The 13,841-nt window shown below is 52.9% G+C and carries 12 protein-coding genes; 8 read left to right on the forward strand and 4 right to left on the reverse strand.

The genetic code is table 11. The features are described 5' to 3' along the window. The first annotated feature begins 120 nt into the window (after positions 1-120). Both LOC67_RS02095 and LOC67_RS02100 read left to right on the forward strand, forming a co-directional pair. On the forward strand, positions 121-1,065 hold the full coding sequence (locus LOC67_RS02095) for a universal stress protein (protein WP_230260840.1): 945 nt from the start codon (positions 121-123) through the stop codon (positions 1,063-1,065). 14 nt (positions 1,066-1,079) lie between these two features. Beyond that, a complete protein-coding gene (locus tag LOC67_RS02100) occupies positions 1,080-1,472 on the forward strand; it encodes a hypothetical protein (RefSeq protein WP_230260841.1) in 393 nt (130 codons plus the stop codon). Between the two features lie 30 nt (positions 1,473-1,502). Here the strand turns inward: LOC67_RS02100 and LOC67_RS02105 are convergent, their stop codons facing one another. Next, positions 1,503-2,255, reverse strand: a complete 753-nt coding sequence (locus LOC67_RS02105; protein ID WP_230260842.1) for a hypothetical protein — start codon at positions 2,253-2,255, stop codon at positions 1,503-1,505. 135 nt (positions 2,256-2,390) lie between these two features. On the opposite strand from LOC67_RS02105, the gene LOC67_RS02110 reads away from it, so the two are divergent. After that, a complete protein-coding gene (locus tag LOC67_RS02110; protein ID WP_230260843.1) occupies positions 2,391-2,651 on the forward strand; it encodes a Trm112 family protein in 261 nt (86 codons plus the stop codon). Positions 2,652-2,786: 135 nt separating this feature from the next. On the opposite strand, the gene LOC67_RS02115 is transcribed toward LOC67_RS02110, so the two are convergent. Next, a complete protein-coding gene (locus tag LOC67_RS02115; protein WP_230260844.1) occupies positions 2,787-4,010 on the reverse strand; it encodes a M20 family metallopeptidase in 1,224 nt (407 codons plus the stop codon). Between the two features lie 265 nt (positions 4,011-4,275). Then, on the reverse strand, positions 4,276-4,773 hold the full coding sequence (locus LOC67_RS02120; RefSeq protein WP_230260845.1) for a Crp/Fnr family transcriptional regulator: 498 nt from the start codon (positions 4,771-4,773) through the stop codon (positions 4,276-4,278). Between the two features lie 426 nt (positions 4,774-5,199). Here LOC67_RS02120 and LOC67_RS02125 point away from each other — a divergent pair, with 426 nt between their 5' ends. From LOC67_RS02125 to LOC67_RS02145, 5 genes are all read left to right on the forward strand, one after another. Further along, positions 5,200-6,312 carry a PQQ-binding-like beta-propeller repeat protein gene (locus LOC67_RS02125; protein ID WP_230260846.1) on the forward strand — a complete coding sequence of 371 codons (1,113 nt, stop codon included), beginning with the start codon at positions 5,200-5,202 and terminating at the stop codon, positions 6,310-6,312. Continuing rightward, on the forward strand, positions 6,309-7,328 hold the full coding sequence (locus LOC67_RS02130; protein ID WP_230260848.1) for an ROK family protein: 1,020 nt from the start codon (positions 6,309-6,311) through the stop codon (positions 7,326-7,328). The genes LOC67_RS02125 and LOC67_RS02130 overlap by 4 nt, the downstream gene beginning before the upstream one ends. A 244-nt stretch (positions 7,329-7,572) precedes the next feature. After that, positions 7,573-9,504, forward strand: a complete 1,932-nt coding sequence (locus tag LOC67_RS02135; protein ID WP_230260850.1) for a glucosamine-6-phosphate deaminase — start codon at positions 7,573-7,575, stop codon at positions 9,502-9,504. Then, positions 9,504-10,163 carry a tRNA (adenine(22)-N(1))-methyltransferase gene (locus tag LOC67_RS02140; protein WP_230260852.1) on the forward strand — a complete coding sequence of 220 codons (660 nt, stop codon included), beginning with the start codon at positions 9,504-9,506 and terminating at the stop codon, positions 10,161-10,163. Before LOC67_RS02135 ends, LOC67_RS02140 begins: the two co-directional genes overlap by 1 nt. A gap of 119 nt (positions 10,164-10,282) precedes the next feature. After that, a complete protein-coding gene (locus LOC67_RS02145; protein WP_230260853.1) occupies positions 10,283-11,989 on the forward strand; it encodes a hypothetical protein in 1,707 nt (568 codons plus the stop codon). Between the two features lie 86 nt (positions 11,990-12,075). Here the strand turns inward: LOC67_RS02145 and LOC67_RS02150 are convergent, their stop codons facing one another. Further along, positions 12,076-13,824, reverse strand: coding sequence for a hypothetical protein (locus LOC67_RS02150; RefSeq protein ID WP_230260855.1), 1,749 nt, complete (start codon positions 13,822-13,824; stop codon positions 12,076-12,078). Positions 13,825-13,841: the final 17 nt, after the last annotated feature.

A 13,841-nucleotide genomic window follows, 5' to 3' on the forward strand; every position in this document is an offset into this window, starting at 1 on the left:
GATGGCTTCCTGGTTCCATGCCCAGTTCAAGCCTCGCCGACCGGATTACTGCGGCGACGTATCCCTGCTACATTTGTAGAGTCCATCAGCAATGACTCTACAACTCTTCTGACATCCTCAATGACAGATTCGCAACAAGACGACATCGGACGCGAAGTCGACGCGGCGATGCGAATGTTCGAAAAATCGAAAGTCGGCGAAGCCGCCGCGATCACGCCGATCCGCCCATCACGCGTTCTGCTGGTGCTTGACGGTTCGCCACAAGATCAAACCGGTATCGAGTCCGCCGTTTATCTGCGTACTAATTTCAACACAGAGACGTTGATTTTGGATGGCCGCGCTGCGGTTGCGGATGATTTGGCGATTGGCGTCGTCGATCAGATTACCGGCTCTCGCCCGATCACAAACGATGCGGCGGAGTCTTATGAAAAGATTCTCGCGGCGCTCTCCAGTCATGACGTCGATTTGGCAATCGTTCCTTGTCCCTTTGGACGTGACTTTGACAAAGTTGGGACCGATAGCGCCGGGACGGTGATCGATGTCTTGTTGTCGCGGTGTCCGACAGCAATGCTTGTAACCAGACGCAGTGATCAGTCGCTTGCCAACTGCACGTCACACGTGGCGGTTGTTGTTGGCAGCGAATGTGATGTGATTCAGCGGTCCGCCGCATGGGCATTCGGGTTATCCGCCGAAGCGGCCACCGTCGATTTGAATCTGGTTGTCGAGAAGGAACAGTTTGAAAACATTCGCTCGATCGTCGAGGCCTTGTCAGAAGGGTCAACGTTAGACACCGAAGCTTTTACAGAAGCACTGACGAAGACATATCAGTCAATCCATCAAGCGATGGCCAAGACGGCGAGCTCTCTCGGGCGAAGCTACCACTTGCGACCGCTTGCCGGAGAGGTTTCTCCGCCCAGCCCTTTGCAAAACAAAGACATGTTGCTGATCGTTTTGCCATTGGAAGTCGACGATCGATATGGGCAAGGCTTTGCACATGATCGAATTCGTCGTAGTCCACATCCGGTGCTCGTCGTGCCCGGCCACGTGAAGCCGGATTCAGAATAGGAAGTGATTGATCAATGAATATTGGAAATGTCAGTCTGCTCAATGCGATCGTCTTGATCGTCCTTGGGCTTTGGGGATACCTCGGTTCAGAAACGCCATCAATGACGGCTTTGATCCCAGTCGTCTTCGGTGGAATCTTGGTCGCCTGCAACCCAGGTGTTCGCAGCAAGAACAAGGCTGTCGCGCACCTTGCTGTTTTGGCGACGCTATTGATTCTGCTGGGGTTGGTGATGCCGCTGAAAGGGGCGATCGGGCGTAGCGATACGCTGGCAATCGTCAGAGTCGTCATCATGATGGCGACAACGGCTTGGGCGCTTTATGCGTTTATCCAGAGCTTTATCGAAGTGCGCAAGCAAAAGGCTGCCGAAGGTGCTTCGGCAGCCAATGATGATTCGGCAAGTGGTTGATCGAACGTTTTTCGGCGTCTGAGAGTGCCGTTATCGATATTGCGTGAATGCAGGAACCGTCGCGATCGATGTGGGTGTCGATCCCGGAGCCGCGTAGGGATCGGTCGGCATCAGAACCTTGGTTCGCATTCCACTTTGGTTCGAGTTTCGCAGCGGTTGTGCACTGGTGGTACGTCCGACTTGATTGCTGGCAACCATCGTCTGCGAAGTGCTCGGGATTGGGTTGCTGATCGTTGACGATGAATTCATCGGTACCAGCCGCGACGCGACGTCCGAGTGAATGCGGTCTTGGCCACGCTGGACCAACTGGAGGTCTTTTTCGTAGTTGGTTTCGTAGCGGGTGATCCGGTGCGGAACGTCGCGTTTTTCAGCGACATACTGCGTTCGGTAGGTGGTCCGATCGACCACTTCGCTGCGGGCTTCCCAGTGAGTGATGGGGACTTGGCGATAAGCGACGGTCGGTGTGCGGAACGGATTCCAGCGACCTTCGACGTATGGCATCCACTTGATCTGTGTGACAGGTGAATAGCTGGTGCGATATTCTGGGCGGGTTTCTTTGACGGTTTGCGGCACATAGTGGGTTTGCGTTTCGATTCGCTCGTCCACAACCGGACGGACCACCTGTCGAGTGGTTTCACGGTAGATGTCACCGGTTTTGGGATCTTCTTTCATCTGCGTGGCGACGACTTGACCGTTGGCCTTGGTACCGACCGAGACGACGCTTGTCGCGACGGCGCACCCTAAAACCAAACCACGTAACAGATCCGTTTTTTGAACGTTCATGCTCGATTACACTCCCCGCCGGAATCCTTCCCAGCGTCAATCCTTTGAATAGAGAAGAACAGGATTTGCTTCCTTCCCAAAATCGGATTAACTGTTACTCAACTCGAACAATACCCGGCAGGGTCTGCAAAATTGATGATCGACGAAAAGTTATTGAAGTGGATTCGGTGCCCCATTACAGGGCAAAGTCTGCGTCTATCGGACGCTGAGACCCTCGCGACGCTGAACCAAAAAATTTCTTCTGGTACCCTCCGTGATCGCTCCGATCAGCTTGTTGCCGAAGGCCTGCAGGGGGGATTGGTCAACGAAAATGCTGACGTTTTGTATCCCATACGAAGCGGCATTCCATGTTTGGTTGTGACATCCGCGATTGATCTGAAGTCGTCTGTCGAGTGACTTATGGGTGATCAGATGTAGTTCAACCATCGCTATCGCGTTAACGAGTCAGTGGCAGCGACACTGAGCCGCGACGGCGCTAGCCGCGGTTCCGTGACTTCGCCCAAAAGATGTCACGTCCCGAACGATCCTGGTTTACTCACCGCCACACGCCCAATGGCGTAGCGCTCGTTCATACAGGTCGATGCCTCGTGTGATCTGATCGATCGCAATCCATTCGTCCACCGTGTGAGCTTGCGCGATGCTTCCGGGGCCAATAATCATTCGATGATGGAGATCGTTCCAGACACCGCCGTCGGTTGCATAGCTGACCGTCTTTGCCGAGCTGTTTGAAAGCTGTTCCATCGTCTTGATGTTTTCATTTTCAGGAGACGTCCACATCGGGTCACAACCGTCAATCAATGTGACCTCGACGTTGTGGGTTCGGGCAATGATGCCGATCTCGTCAACAAGCGATTGTCCGTCGACGTTTGGCATGGGGCGGAAGCTGATCCACGCGTCACAACGGTCGGGCGTAATGTTGATCGCTTTGGCGTGGTCGCAGACACCGAAATTCCAAGACAGTGTTGGCGGATCGAATCGATCGTCGAGCAGCGCATTGTCGGTTCTTGTCTGTTGGCAGAGTTTCAGGACCGACTGCAAGACAGGTACCATTGCTTCGTTCGCGTTGGTACCAAAGTCAGTCGCGCTATGCCCGGCCTTACCATTGGCGCGTAGCTTGATTCCCCGGATACCTTTGTGAGCGTGGACGACTTGCAATTCGGTTGGCTCACCGATAATCGAAACCGGATCTTGTTTGACAAGTCTGCCGAAAGCTTCGCATTCATTTGCGAGGTGCTTTGCCCCTTCGAAGCCAACCTCTTCGTCAGCAGTGCAGACAATCCAGACAGGGCCTGTTTGATGTTCAGCTGGGATTCGTGAGACCGCGGCAAGCATGGTTGCCAGGGATCCCTTCATATCGCAGGCTCCGCGTCCATAAATTCGATCCGTTGTACGAATAGCCGTAAACGGATCAGGGGCAGCATCCATTGACGCCGGCGGAAGGTTCGGGCAACCGATCCAGTTTTGCGTTGGCACGACATCCGTGTGACAGAAGTAGGCAAGTCCCTTGGTTTGGGAAGTCGTGGATTGTTTTGGAGCACGCACGGCGACCAAGTTGGCTTTGGTTACCTGGTGGTGGTCTTGGTAGAAAGTTTCGGCGATTTCGAAACCGAGTTCCTTCAGGACAGTCGCCACATATTGGTTGATTTCAACATTGCTTGTCGAACTAACCGATGGGAACCCAATCAGCTCTGCAAGATAGTCGATTGCCAGTTCGGTAGATGGATCGGTTTGACCGCCATCGGTCGCGGGCGTCATTGGAACTCGGGTGGGTTGAACGAAGGGACATTCAGGCGAACCGGATCTCGATCGACAGGTTGTCTGCGAAGCAGTGGGTGTCCCGCGTGCTTCCGCCACACTCTTGTCTTGTCCGGCTAGAAAATCCTAACGGTGAAGAAGTGTTCGTTAAATGCCAGATCATGACATCTGGCACGGTATCGATTCAACAAACAAAGAGAGAGCAGCCAGACAACCGGGTTCGCCATCACAAAATGACTTTGCGTTAGTGGGCAGTTCTACGCTGCTAAGCATCGTATTGCAGTTCGTCGTCAAACCAATGATGTCCTAGTTCTTGCTGGTAGCGAAAGAGTCGCTCTCCGGCGATTCGTAGTCTTCGGCTGACTTCGCGGCCGAGATTCATCATTACCATCGCGTACTGTTCGGTATCGACTTTGCAAAGCTTGCTTAGTGCTATGTAAGGAATACGCACAACGACGCAATCGGATTCAGCGCGAACGGATGCGAATCGTTTTTGAAAATCGATCAGTGACATTTCGCCGACGCAGTCGCCAGGACCGACACGTGCCAACACGATCGCGTTTCCTTCCCACTGGCGTTCAACGACCACGGACCCTGATCGGATGACAAACAAGCTGTCGCCTGGATCTCCCTCGTAAAACAAGAAATCGCCGGCCTCGAACTCAATTTCCTGTGACTGTTCGAGGATGAAACGCAATGTTTCGACCTTCAATCCGCCACAGATCGGAATTTTTTGAATCAACTGGGTTTGTTCGAGCAGCATCGTCGTCTTCCAAGACAAGGAATCAATTTCGAGATCGATCTGCGATCCGGTGATTCTCTATCGTCTCGCATCCAGCAGGGGGTGTCAAAGTTTTCTCGCAAACAACAGGCCTGATCCCTCCTGTCCTTTGGATCGACGGGGTCGGTTTGAATAAACTGGGGCATCGACGACGCTAGGTGTACTGTCGAAAGTTGGACTTTCCCCGCCAAATTTCAATCAATCAAGATGTCCCATCTTCCCGTTTGGAAATCGCATTGCCGGAAAACATCTTTCCGACGCAAGCCTCTCCTTTGGAAATTTTGCCTATTGGCGCTTTCGATAGCGCCAATCGCGAGTGCTGATGACTGGCTCCATTGGCGTGGACCAATTGGGAATGGGGTTGCCACGAGTGGTTCTCCACCCACGTCTTGGTCCTCAACGCAGAATGTGAAGTGGAAAACCAAAATCCCAGGACGAGGTTCGGGGTCACCGATCGTCGTCGGTGACAAAGTCTTTGTCGTCACGGCTGTGGCAACAGGGAAGGGGACCGGTTCGCTTCCCGAGCTGAGCTTCCAACTGCACTGCTACGATCGCAATTCGGGGCAACAACAATGGAAGCAAGTGGCCATCGTTGCGACTCCCCACCAAGAAACGCACTCGACGAATGGGTTCGCTTCGGCTTCGCCATGTTCAGATGGCGAACATATTTATGCTCACTTCGGTTCGCGAGGGCTTTACTGTTACACCCTCGATGGCGAATTGGTTTGGATGCGTGACGATTTCGGCCGGATGGAAACTCGTTCCAGTTTTGGCGAAGGCAGCTCACCGACGCTTGCCGGCGACAAGATCATCGTGCCTTGGGATCACGAAGGTGCGTCGGCGCTCTACGCACTCGACAAACGAACTGGCAAGACGGTTTGGAAGGCAGACCGAGACGAACCGAGTTGTTGGGCCACACCACTGATTATCGAGCGTGGTGGTCAGCAGCAAGTCATTATGAACGGTCAGAACTATGCACGTGCTTATGACCTGGACTCCGGCAAAGAGCTTTGGCGTTGTGGTGGCCAAACGGCTAGACCAGTTGCTTCGGCGGTTGCAGATCATGAGCGCGTTTACATCGGTAGCGGTTTTCGAGGTTCCTTCTTGGCCGCGTTCTTACCCGGTGGAAGCGGTGACATCGAAGGCACCGACCGAGTCGCTTGGACGGTGAACCGCGACACACCGGATATCGCCTCGCCGCTGCTGTCCGACGGACGCTTGTACTATCACAAAGGAAAAGGCGGGATCTTAACCTGCGTCGATGCGAAGACCGGAACGGCGCACTATTCAGCTCAGCGTGTGCCATCGATTCGTTCAACGTATGCATCACCGATCGCTGCAGGCGGATTTGTCTATTTGACTGGCCGTGAAGGTACAGTGGTCGTGATTAAGGATAGCGAGGATTTTGAAGTCGTTGCTGAGAACACATTGGGCGAAGGGATTGATGCCACGCCGGCTGTTGCCGGTGACGAACTATTCATCCGTGGCGAACAACACCTTTTCTGTATTTCGAAGCCGTGATCACAAAACCAGGTTTACTAGTCGGGAATCCAATCAGCGACGTCGATCCGATTGTGCTAGGAATTGACTTGGGTGGCACCAGCGTCAAATTAGGGTTGCTGCGTGGCGACGATGTCATTGCCAGGGCTTTGATTCGCACATCCGATTTTGATCGGCCTTCGGACGCGTTTGACGAAGCTCGACGTTTTGCATCCGGAGCGTTGGAAACTGCAGGCCTGACCTTTGATCACCTGCAGGCGGTTGGCCTAGCCATGGCGGGTGTGATCGACGAGGCGACGGCGACTTTGATGGAAACCGCAAACCTGCAGTCATGGCATGGGATCGGTTTTTATCGGGAACTACAGAGTGTCTTTCAAAAGCCTGTCGCCGTGATCAACGATGCCAACGCGGCCGCTTTGGGCGAGGCACACTATGGAGAGCATCGAGCGGACAGCCTGACCTTTCTGACGCTTGGTACCGGAGTCGGTGGGGGTGTGATTGTGCGTGGGCGTCCGATCAATGGCGAACACGGGTGCGGCGGCGAAGTCGGACACGTCACCATCGATTATGCCGACGACGCCAGAATTTGTGGCTGTGGAAAACCGGGCCACTTGGAAGCCTACGCAGGAGCCGGTGGAATTGTGCAAACCGCCCAGCAACAGTTAGCCAACTCCGATCAAGCGTCAAAACTCAGGGGCATTGAAGACCTTTCGTGCGAAGTCATCGCTGACTTTGCAGAGCAAGGTGATCCAATCGCGCGGGCTGTTGTCAAACAAACCGCGTGCTACTTGGGGCGAGCGATCGCGATCTTGGCGCATGTCGCAGATCCTGACGTCGTGCTTCTAGGTGGAGCCGTCACGTTTGGTGGACACGCAACCGATACCGGTCGCGAATTCCTTATGAGCATTCGCGGCGAAATGGCACGTCTGTCACTCAATCAGATCGGTTCGGCAATCGAGATCGATTTTGCCAGCCTGGGGAACGATGCTGGAATGTTGGGGGCGGCCCGTCATGCGTCACTGGTTGCGCTGCGTTAGCCGAGATTTCGAAAGGTCCCATGATGACTTGTCGGTCATCCGTTTCGTCACGTAACCATCTTGGCGGCTAAGTGCTAGATTCGCTGTCACGATGCGACTCGCGTGACATGATTTCGGTCAGAGCCTCGTTCCGTCCGCTGTATTTCAACAATCTGACGGTTTGTCGGGACGTAGGTTTTGGTGGAGCGGTCCAACCACCGCTCAATGCACAGTCCTTTGTCGGTTATCATCCTGAATCAACAACATGAAATCACATCACTCGAAAATTCGTGGTTTTGGGAACGTGACGCCATCAACGAATATACCGTATCGCGTTTTTCCAGAAGCCAGGGATGCCAGTGAGGCTGCTGCACAAGAGATCGCGACACTCGTTCGAAGCCGGGCGGCCGAAGGCAGAACCTGTGTTCTTGGGCTAGCGACCGGGTCGACCGTTGTGAACGTCTACTCGGCGTTGGTGCGAATGCATCAGGAACAGTCGCTTTCGTTTGCGAACGTCGCCGTATTTGTGTTAGATGAATTTCTGCCGATGGCGCCAGAAAGTCTGCAAAGCCACGTCCGGTTCATCAAAGAACACTTGCTGGATCATATTGACGTTCCGACGGAGAAGGTTTTTGTTCCTGACGGGACGACATCGCAAGACCAGCTTGCTGATTATTGTTTGAAGTTCGAAAAGCGTATCGAGAAGCTTGGCGGCATCGACATGTTGCTGCTCGGTATCGGACGGACGGGGCATATCGGGTTCAACGAACCTGGGTCGGGAACGGATTCACGGACTCGCCCAATTACCTTAGATGCGATCACAAGAATCGATGCGGCAAGCAATTTCTTCGGTGTTGAAAACGTCCCTCGTCGAGCGATCACGATGGGAGTCGGTACGATCTTGGATGCCAGGCGTATTATCTTGCTCGCCTATGGTGAAGGGAAATCATCGATCGTCGCCCGGGCGGTCGAAGGTGAAGTGGCACCGAGTGTTCCCGCAACATTTTTGCAGCAGCATGACGATGTTGAGTTCTTTCTTGATAGCGCCGCAGCTGCGAATTTGGAAGCATTCCGTGCGCCTTGGTTAGTCGATGAAGTGCAGTGGAATGACAAACTGGTTCGTCGCGCCGTCATCGCTCTTTCGCAGACGATCGAGAAACCAGTGTTGATGTTGACCGATACGGACTACAACAACAACGGTTTGCAGAGTTTGCTTGCCGAGTATGGTTCGGCTTATGAAATTAACCTGAGTGTGTTTCGGTATTTGCAAAACACGATTACGGGCTGGCCTGCCGGAAAGCCGGGGCAATCTGAAACGGTGTTTCCCAAAAAGATCATTTTGTTCTCGCCACACCCCGACGACGATGTCATTTCGATGGGAGGGACGTTGACTCGATTGGCTGACCAAGGGCACGAAGTCCATGTCGCCTATCAGACCTCGGGGAATTTGGCGGTGTTCGATGGAGATGCATTGAGGTTTGCCGAATTCGTCGTCGACTTTTGCGAACAATATGACGTGATGACAGAGCCGATGCGCCAGCTGACGTCAAAGATGATCGATGCTCTGCAAAACAAACAATCCGGCAGTATCGATATCGATGAGGTGCAAAAGCTAAAAGGCTTGATCCGACGAGGTGAGGCAGCAGCCGGGGCCCGAGTGTGTGGTGTCAAAGATGAGAGATTGCACTATTTGAATTTGCCTTTTTATGAAACGGGCAAAGTTCGCAAAAATCCATTCGGTAAAGATGATATCCAGATCACCGTGGACTTGTTGCGTGCCGTACAACCGCACCAAATCTATGCGGCAGGTGATCTTAGTGATCCACATGGCACCCACCGTGTTTGTATCGATATCATTTTTGCCGCTTGTGAAGTTTGCCGAAATGATGACTGGTTTCAATCAGCAGTCATCTGGCTGTATCGAGGTGCGTGGCAGGAATGGGCACCGCATGAAATCGAAATGGCCGTCCCGTTAAGTCCTCAAGAGGTGGATCGTAAACGTGATGCGATCTTCAAACACGAGTCTCAAAAGGATCGAGCCTTGTTTCCGGGGTCTGATGCGCGAGAATTCTGGCAACGCGCCGAAGCGAGAAACGCGTTGACCGCAAATATTTATGACCGATTGGGGCTCGCGCAATATCAAGCGATCGAAGGTTTCGTTCGTTGGAAAGGGTTTCAACAGGATGGTGCGGAGTGATGCGATTGGATCGGCGGTTAGCGGCTGTCGCAATGCAGATTCCTTTCGGAGCACATGCGGATATCGGTTCAGATCACGCGTACCTGCTGCGTTGGTTGTTGCGTCACAACAAGATCAGATGTGGAATTGCCATCGAAAAAACGGAAAGTCCGTTTGCAAACTCTTTACGGACGCTAAAAGGTTTGAAGGCAGACGTTCGATTGGCAGATGGCTTTGCAGGATTGTCACAAGGGGAGGCCGATAGTGTCAGCCTTTGTGGGATGGGCGGCCGCTTGATTAGCAATATTTTGGAAGCGTTTCCTGATCGTGTGCCTGCGACAGTCATCGCGGCACCAAATGATCATCCTGATCAAGTACGTCGCTGGGCAATTCGAATGGGATACGGCTTGGTGGATGAATCATTCGTCTTGGATCGCCATCCGTACATGATCATGCGCTTTGAACGTGGAATGCTAGGCTCGTTAGAATGTGACAATCAAGACGATGCGATCGCATTACAATTTGGGCCTTTGTTAATTGAACGATGGGAGCCAGAGTTCGTTGCATATCTTCAACGTGAAAAAAAACGCTTGGATGGGTATGCGAAACGGACAGCTGAGTCTCAGCAGCGGCTTGATGCGATCGTTCGATTGCTCGCCGAAAAATCTGCATCGGTGTAATCGTCGACGTCTGTGAACACTCGATGCGACGATTAATGGCTGCTTACCAAAGTTGAACTTGGTATCTTCAACAGGCGTTGTGCTTGTTCTTCTTGTCTTAATCTGGTCGAGGCGATGTGATGAAATACTGGCCTGCGGTTTTTCTTTGTTTGGTGGTTGTTTCCGTTTCGATAGGTGAAGGGAGCGAACCACCTCTGGTCTATCAAGTTGAAAACACAGGTGCCGATTTCCCGACGCCTGTATTGCCTGAATTTGGTGATCTGCCAATGGTTCGACCTTTGCCCGATCCATTCGAGTGGTCGGACAAAAAAGGTCGGTCAACGGAATTTTCGGATTGGAGTCGAAGACGCAACGAGATCCGATGCGAGATCGAACACTATGGGATCGGTGAAAAGCCAAATCGGCCTGAAGATATCAAGGCTAAGTTCGAAAACGGTGTCTTGACTGTGGATATCACAGTTGAAGGCCAAACGCTTCAATTGACATCTGAAATCCAGGTGCCTGAGGGTGACGGACCATTTCCAGCGGTCATTGGGATTGGTCGAGGTAGTGGCAGCTTGCCCGCCGATCTTTTTAAAGATCGTGGGATTTTGCAGATCCCCTTCAACTTTCAACAGGTCATGTCTCACACGCAGAAGCGTGGGCAGGAGCCGATCAACCGTCTTTACCCCAAGCAAACCGCAATCGGCGCCTATAGTGCTTGGTCATGGGGAATCAGTCGACTTATCGATGGTCTTGCGATGGTCCAAGAGGAGCTTCCTGTGGACATGAACCGACTTGCCGTCACAGGCTGTTCGTTCGCAGGGAAAATGGCTCTGTTTGCCGGGGCTTTCGATGAGCGAATTGCGTTGACGATTGCACAGGAATCTGGTGGTGGTGGTGCGGCCGCGTGGCGAGTGTCGGAAACGCTCGGAAATGTCGAAACGCTGGGTAAGACCAGTGGTGCATGGTTTCGCGAAGACTTGTTCCGGTTTGCCAACCGGGTTCCCAAGCTTCCTTATGACCATCATGAGTTGATGGCGATGGTTGCACCGCGAGCGCTGTTAGTACTTGGAAACCCGGATTATGAGTGGCTTGCCGATGAATCTGGGTATGTCTCTTGCCGTGCCGCACATGAGGTTTGGAAGGCATTTGGGGTCGGAGATCGGTTTGGGTTTTCGATTGTTGCTGGTCACCCGCATTGCCGGCTGCCGGCTAGTCAACGTCCTGAAGTAACAGCGTTCATCGATCGGTTCCTTTTGGGGCATACAGATGTCCGTACTGACGTGACGAAGCATCCATTTAGCGATTTCGAATACATCCACTGGTACGACGGATGGTTGACGGGGAAATCAACTTTCCCTGAACCCAACGCGGATGACTTCGAAGCGGTCTACTACGAAGCCGAATGCGGAACTGTTGGCAGCGATTGGCAAGTGATCGACGACGAGCAGGCTTCCGGAGGGCGTGCGCTGACGGCCAAGCCAGGGCTCAATAAAACCGATCAAGCTCCTGAAGGAGACAAGGCTCTTGTGCAGATCGACTTTGAGATCACCAAGAATTCGAAGTTTTATGTGTTTGCGCGTGCCCAATGCCCCAGTGCCGATGACGATTCGTTTTGGATTCGAATCGATGAGGGGCCATTTCAAGCTGCAAACGGCCTACGCACAGTGGGCTGGGACTGGGTCGAGTTGACCAACCAGGCGTTGTCTCCTGGAAAGCATCGTCTGGACATTGCCTATCGGGAAGATGGTGCCTTGATCGATAAAGTCGCGATCACCAATTACCAATTCGGTCCGTCAAATTCAGACACTGATGATCAGACGGTCGAAAACAGTTGTGACTGATCAGTGAACACTACGGGAACTCACTCTCAAGGCTTGAGAGTGAGTTCGGGTCTAGAAGAAATGAGCCGTTTCTATCGGCGGAAACCTTACGAATCCGTTTCGGTTTCAGGGAGTTTGCCGCCGTTCGCACGTGCGGTTTCTAGATCGGATTCAAGTTCACGGATGATCGTTGGGTTGATCTGTTTACCCAACATCTCGCGAGTTTCCTTGAACATCAAGTCAACTTTGCGGCGTTGATTCGCGTTTCTTGTTCCGATCTCTTTCAAGTACTGGCCCTGTTTTCGACCCATGTCGTTGGCCAGTTCTTCATTGGTCGGACGGTCTCGCAGATCATTCAGCATCTTTTCGGCTTCTTCAAGTTCGCCCCGTTTAAGCCGCAAGCGGATACGGGCGGCGAACAGCTTTCGGATGGCGACCAAGTCAATGATCGCGTTCTGCACCCCGCGAATATAAGCCTCCGCCTGGAGGCGAATGTCGTCTCCTGTTAAGTCCGCGATCTCAATCTTTGTACTGCCGGGTACAAGTGGTAAACGCGCGAGGACGGCTCCACCATTTTTCACATAGAGCAGACGAAGCGGATCATCGGTGCGCGGAATAACAAGTCTTCCGTCCCAGTCGGTTCGCCCGACGAACGTCATTTCTTTGCCTTGCAATTCGCGTTGGTAAAGCTCATACCCAATCAATGGCAAGTTGGGATCGCCTTTGGCGTGTAGCCGCAGCGTTGTGTCTGGCATTTGTGGCTTTAATAAGCGAGCCATCTTGAATGTTCGCTTGTTGGCCCTTCCCGACAGTCCGCCCGCCATTCCAGAGTAAAAATCCATTTTGACATTTGGGCCATCACGCTCGGTCGCCAAAAGATAGGCCCACTCGATAGGGCCGATCGCAATCGGTTTCCCGTTGCGGTCATTCTTTCGGATCATAGGCTGCAACACATCACCAACAGAAATGTCAGCAGGCGATTCGCTACTAGTGATCAATCGCGAGGCACGGATCATCCCAGTTGCGGATTTGGTTCCGGCATCATCGATACGAACCATCGGCGAGAAAGCTTCTGTGACGCAATGCGTGACAACTGCAGGCAGATCGACGGAGTTGATAAACGGCGACGACGATACCGGGCCGAAGGAACGCATCAATGTTTCCATCTCGATTGCCGAAACATCGGTTATGCCGTTCTTGTCCGAGATTCGGACGATGAAAATTTTGTCGTATTCATCGACAGCTTTGGAGATTAGGTCGTCGATGGGAAGCGTCAGGATCTTAGCCTTAGGCTTATCCAACAAAGCCGCGCGTCCTCGACTGACCAAAATCCCTTCAGTGGTTTTGTCCGCCCAGCGCTCGACCAAACGGGCAGGATCGTTTTCAACAACTTCGAACAATCGGTCGGCGCCGCCAATGGTTTCATTACCACCGTTGGACGCACGCGTTTTGACTTGATTGACCAATCCTTCGGTCGCTAAGACGGATGGGACATAGGTTGGGAGACTTGCGACTGATTGAATCCGAACAGCGTCCTTATGGTCACGTTTGATCGCAATTACGGGATCCGAAGAAGCGATCCTGTCGTAGGTCATCGCCTGCATGGATCGAAACGCGGCAGTCGCGACAGGCGTCGGCGCGGGGTGGATTTCCGTTTGCCAAATCGAATAAAAGTCACGATCGAGATGTTCCAGCAACGGTTCGCGAAGCGATTCGGCGCTGTAACGCGTGTTTTGGGATGCCACCCAGATCAAAACTTTGTATGGCGAGTAGTCCCAGGGGAGTTCCTCTTCGAAGAATTCGAACTCTTCTTCGCCAACCTCGGGGGCTTCCTCAGTTGCTTCTTGCGCGAGCATCGTTGGTGTCCACGCAG

Origin of the sequence: Stieleria sp. JC731 (assembly GCF_020966635.1) — a bacterium.
In the GTDB taxonomy this organism is placed as follows: Bacteria; Planctomycetota; Planctomycetia; order Pirellulales; family Pirellulaceae; genus Stieleria.

What these genes read in the sequence shown, in the direction of transcription:
- LOC67_RS02145 (WP_230260853.1), top strand. Translation starts at nt 10,283, where the DNA reads ATGAAATACTGGCCTGCGGTTTTTCTTTGTTTGGTGGTTGTTTCCGTT.
- LOC67_RS02120 (WP_230260845.1), bottom strand. Translation starts at nt 4,773, where the DNA reads ATGCTGCTCGAACAAACCCAGTTGATTCAAAAAATTCCGATCTGTGGC.
- LOC67_RS02100 (WP_230260841.1), top strand. Translation starts at nt 1,080, where the DNA reads ATGAATATTGGAAATGTCAGTCTGCTCAATGCGATCGTCTTGATCGTC.
- LOC67_RS02135 (WP_230260850.1), top strand. Translation starts at nt 7,573, where the DNA reads ATGAAATCACATCACTCGAAAATTCGTGGTTTTGGGAACGTGACGCCA.
- LOC67_RS02115 (WP_230260844.1), bottom strand. Translation starts at nt 4,010, where the DNA reads ATGACGCCCGCGACCGATGGCGGTCAAACCGATCCATCTACCGAACTG.
- LOC67_RS02150 (WP_230260855.1), bottom strand. Translation starts at nt 13,824, where the DNA reads ATGCTCGCGCAAGAAGCAACTGAGGAAGCCCCCGAGGTTGGCGAAGAA.
- LOC67_RS02095 (WP_230260840.1), top strand. Translation starts at nt 121, where the DNA reads ATGACAGATTCGCAACAAGACGACATCGGACGCGAAGTCGACGCGGCG.
- LOC67_RS02110 (WP_230260843.1), top strand. Translation starts at nt 2,391, where the DNA reads ATGATCGACGAAAAGTTATTGAAGTGGATTCGGTGCCCCATTACAGGG.
- LOC67_RS02105 (WP_230260842.1), bottom strand. Translation starts at nt 2,255, where the DNA reads ATGAACGTTCAAAAAACGGATCTGTTACGTGGTTTGGTTTTAGGGTGC.
- LOC67_RS02140 (WP_230260852.1), top strand. Translation starts at nt 9,504, where the DNA reads ATGCGATTGGATCGGCGGTTAGCGGCTGTCGCAATGCAGATTCCTTTC.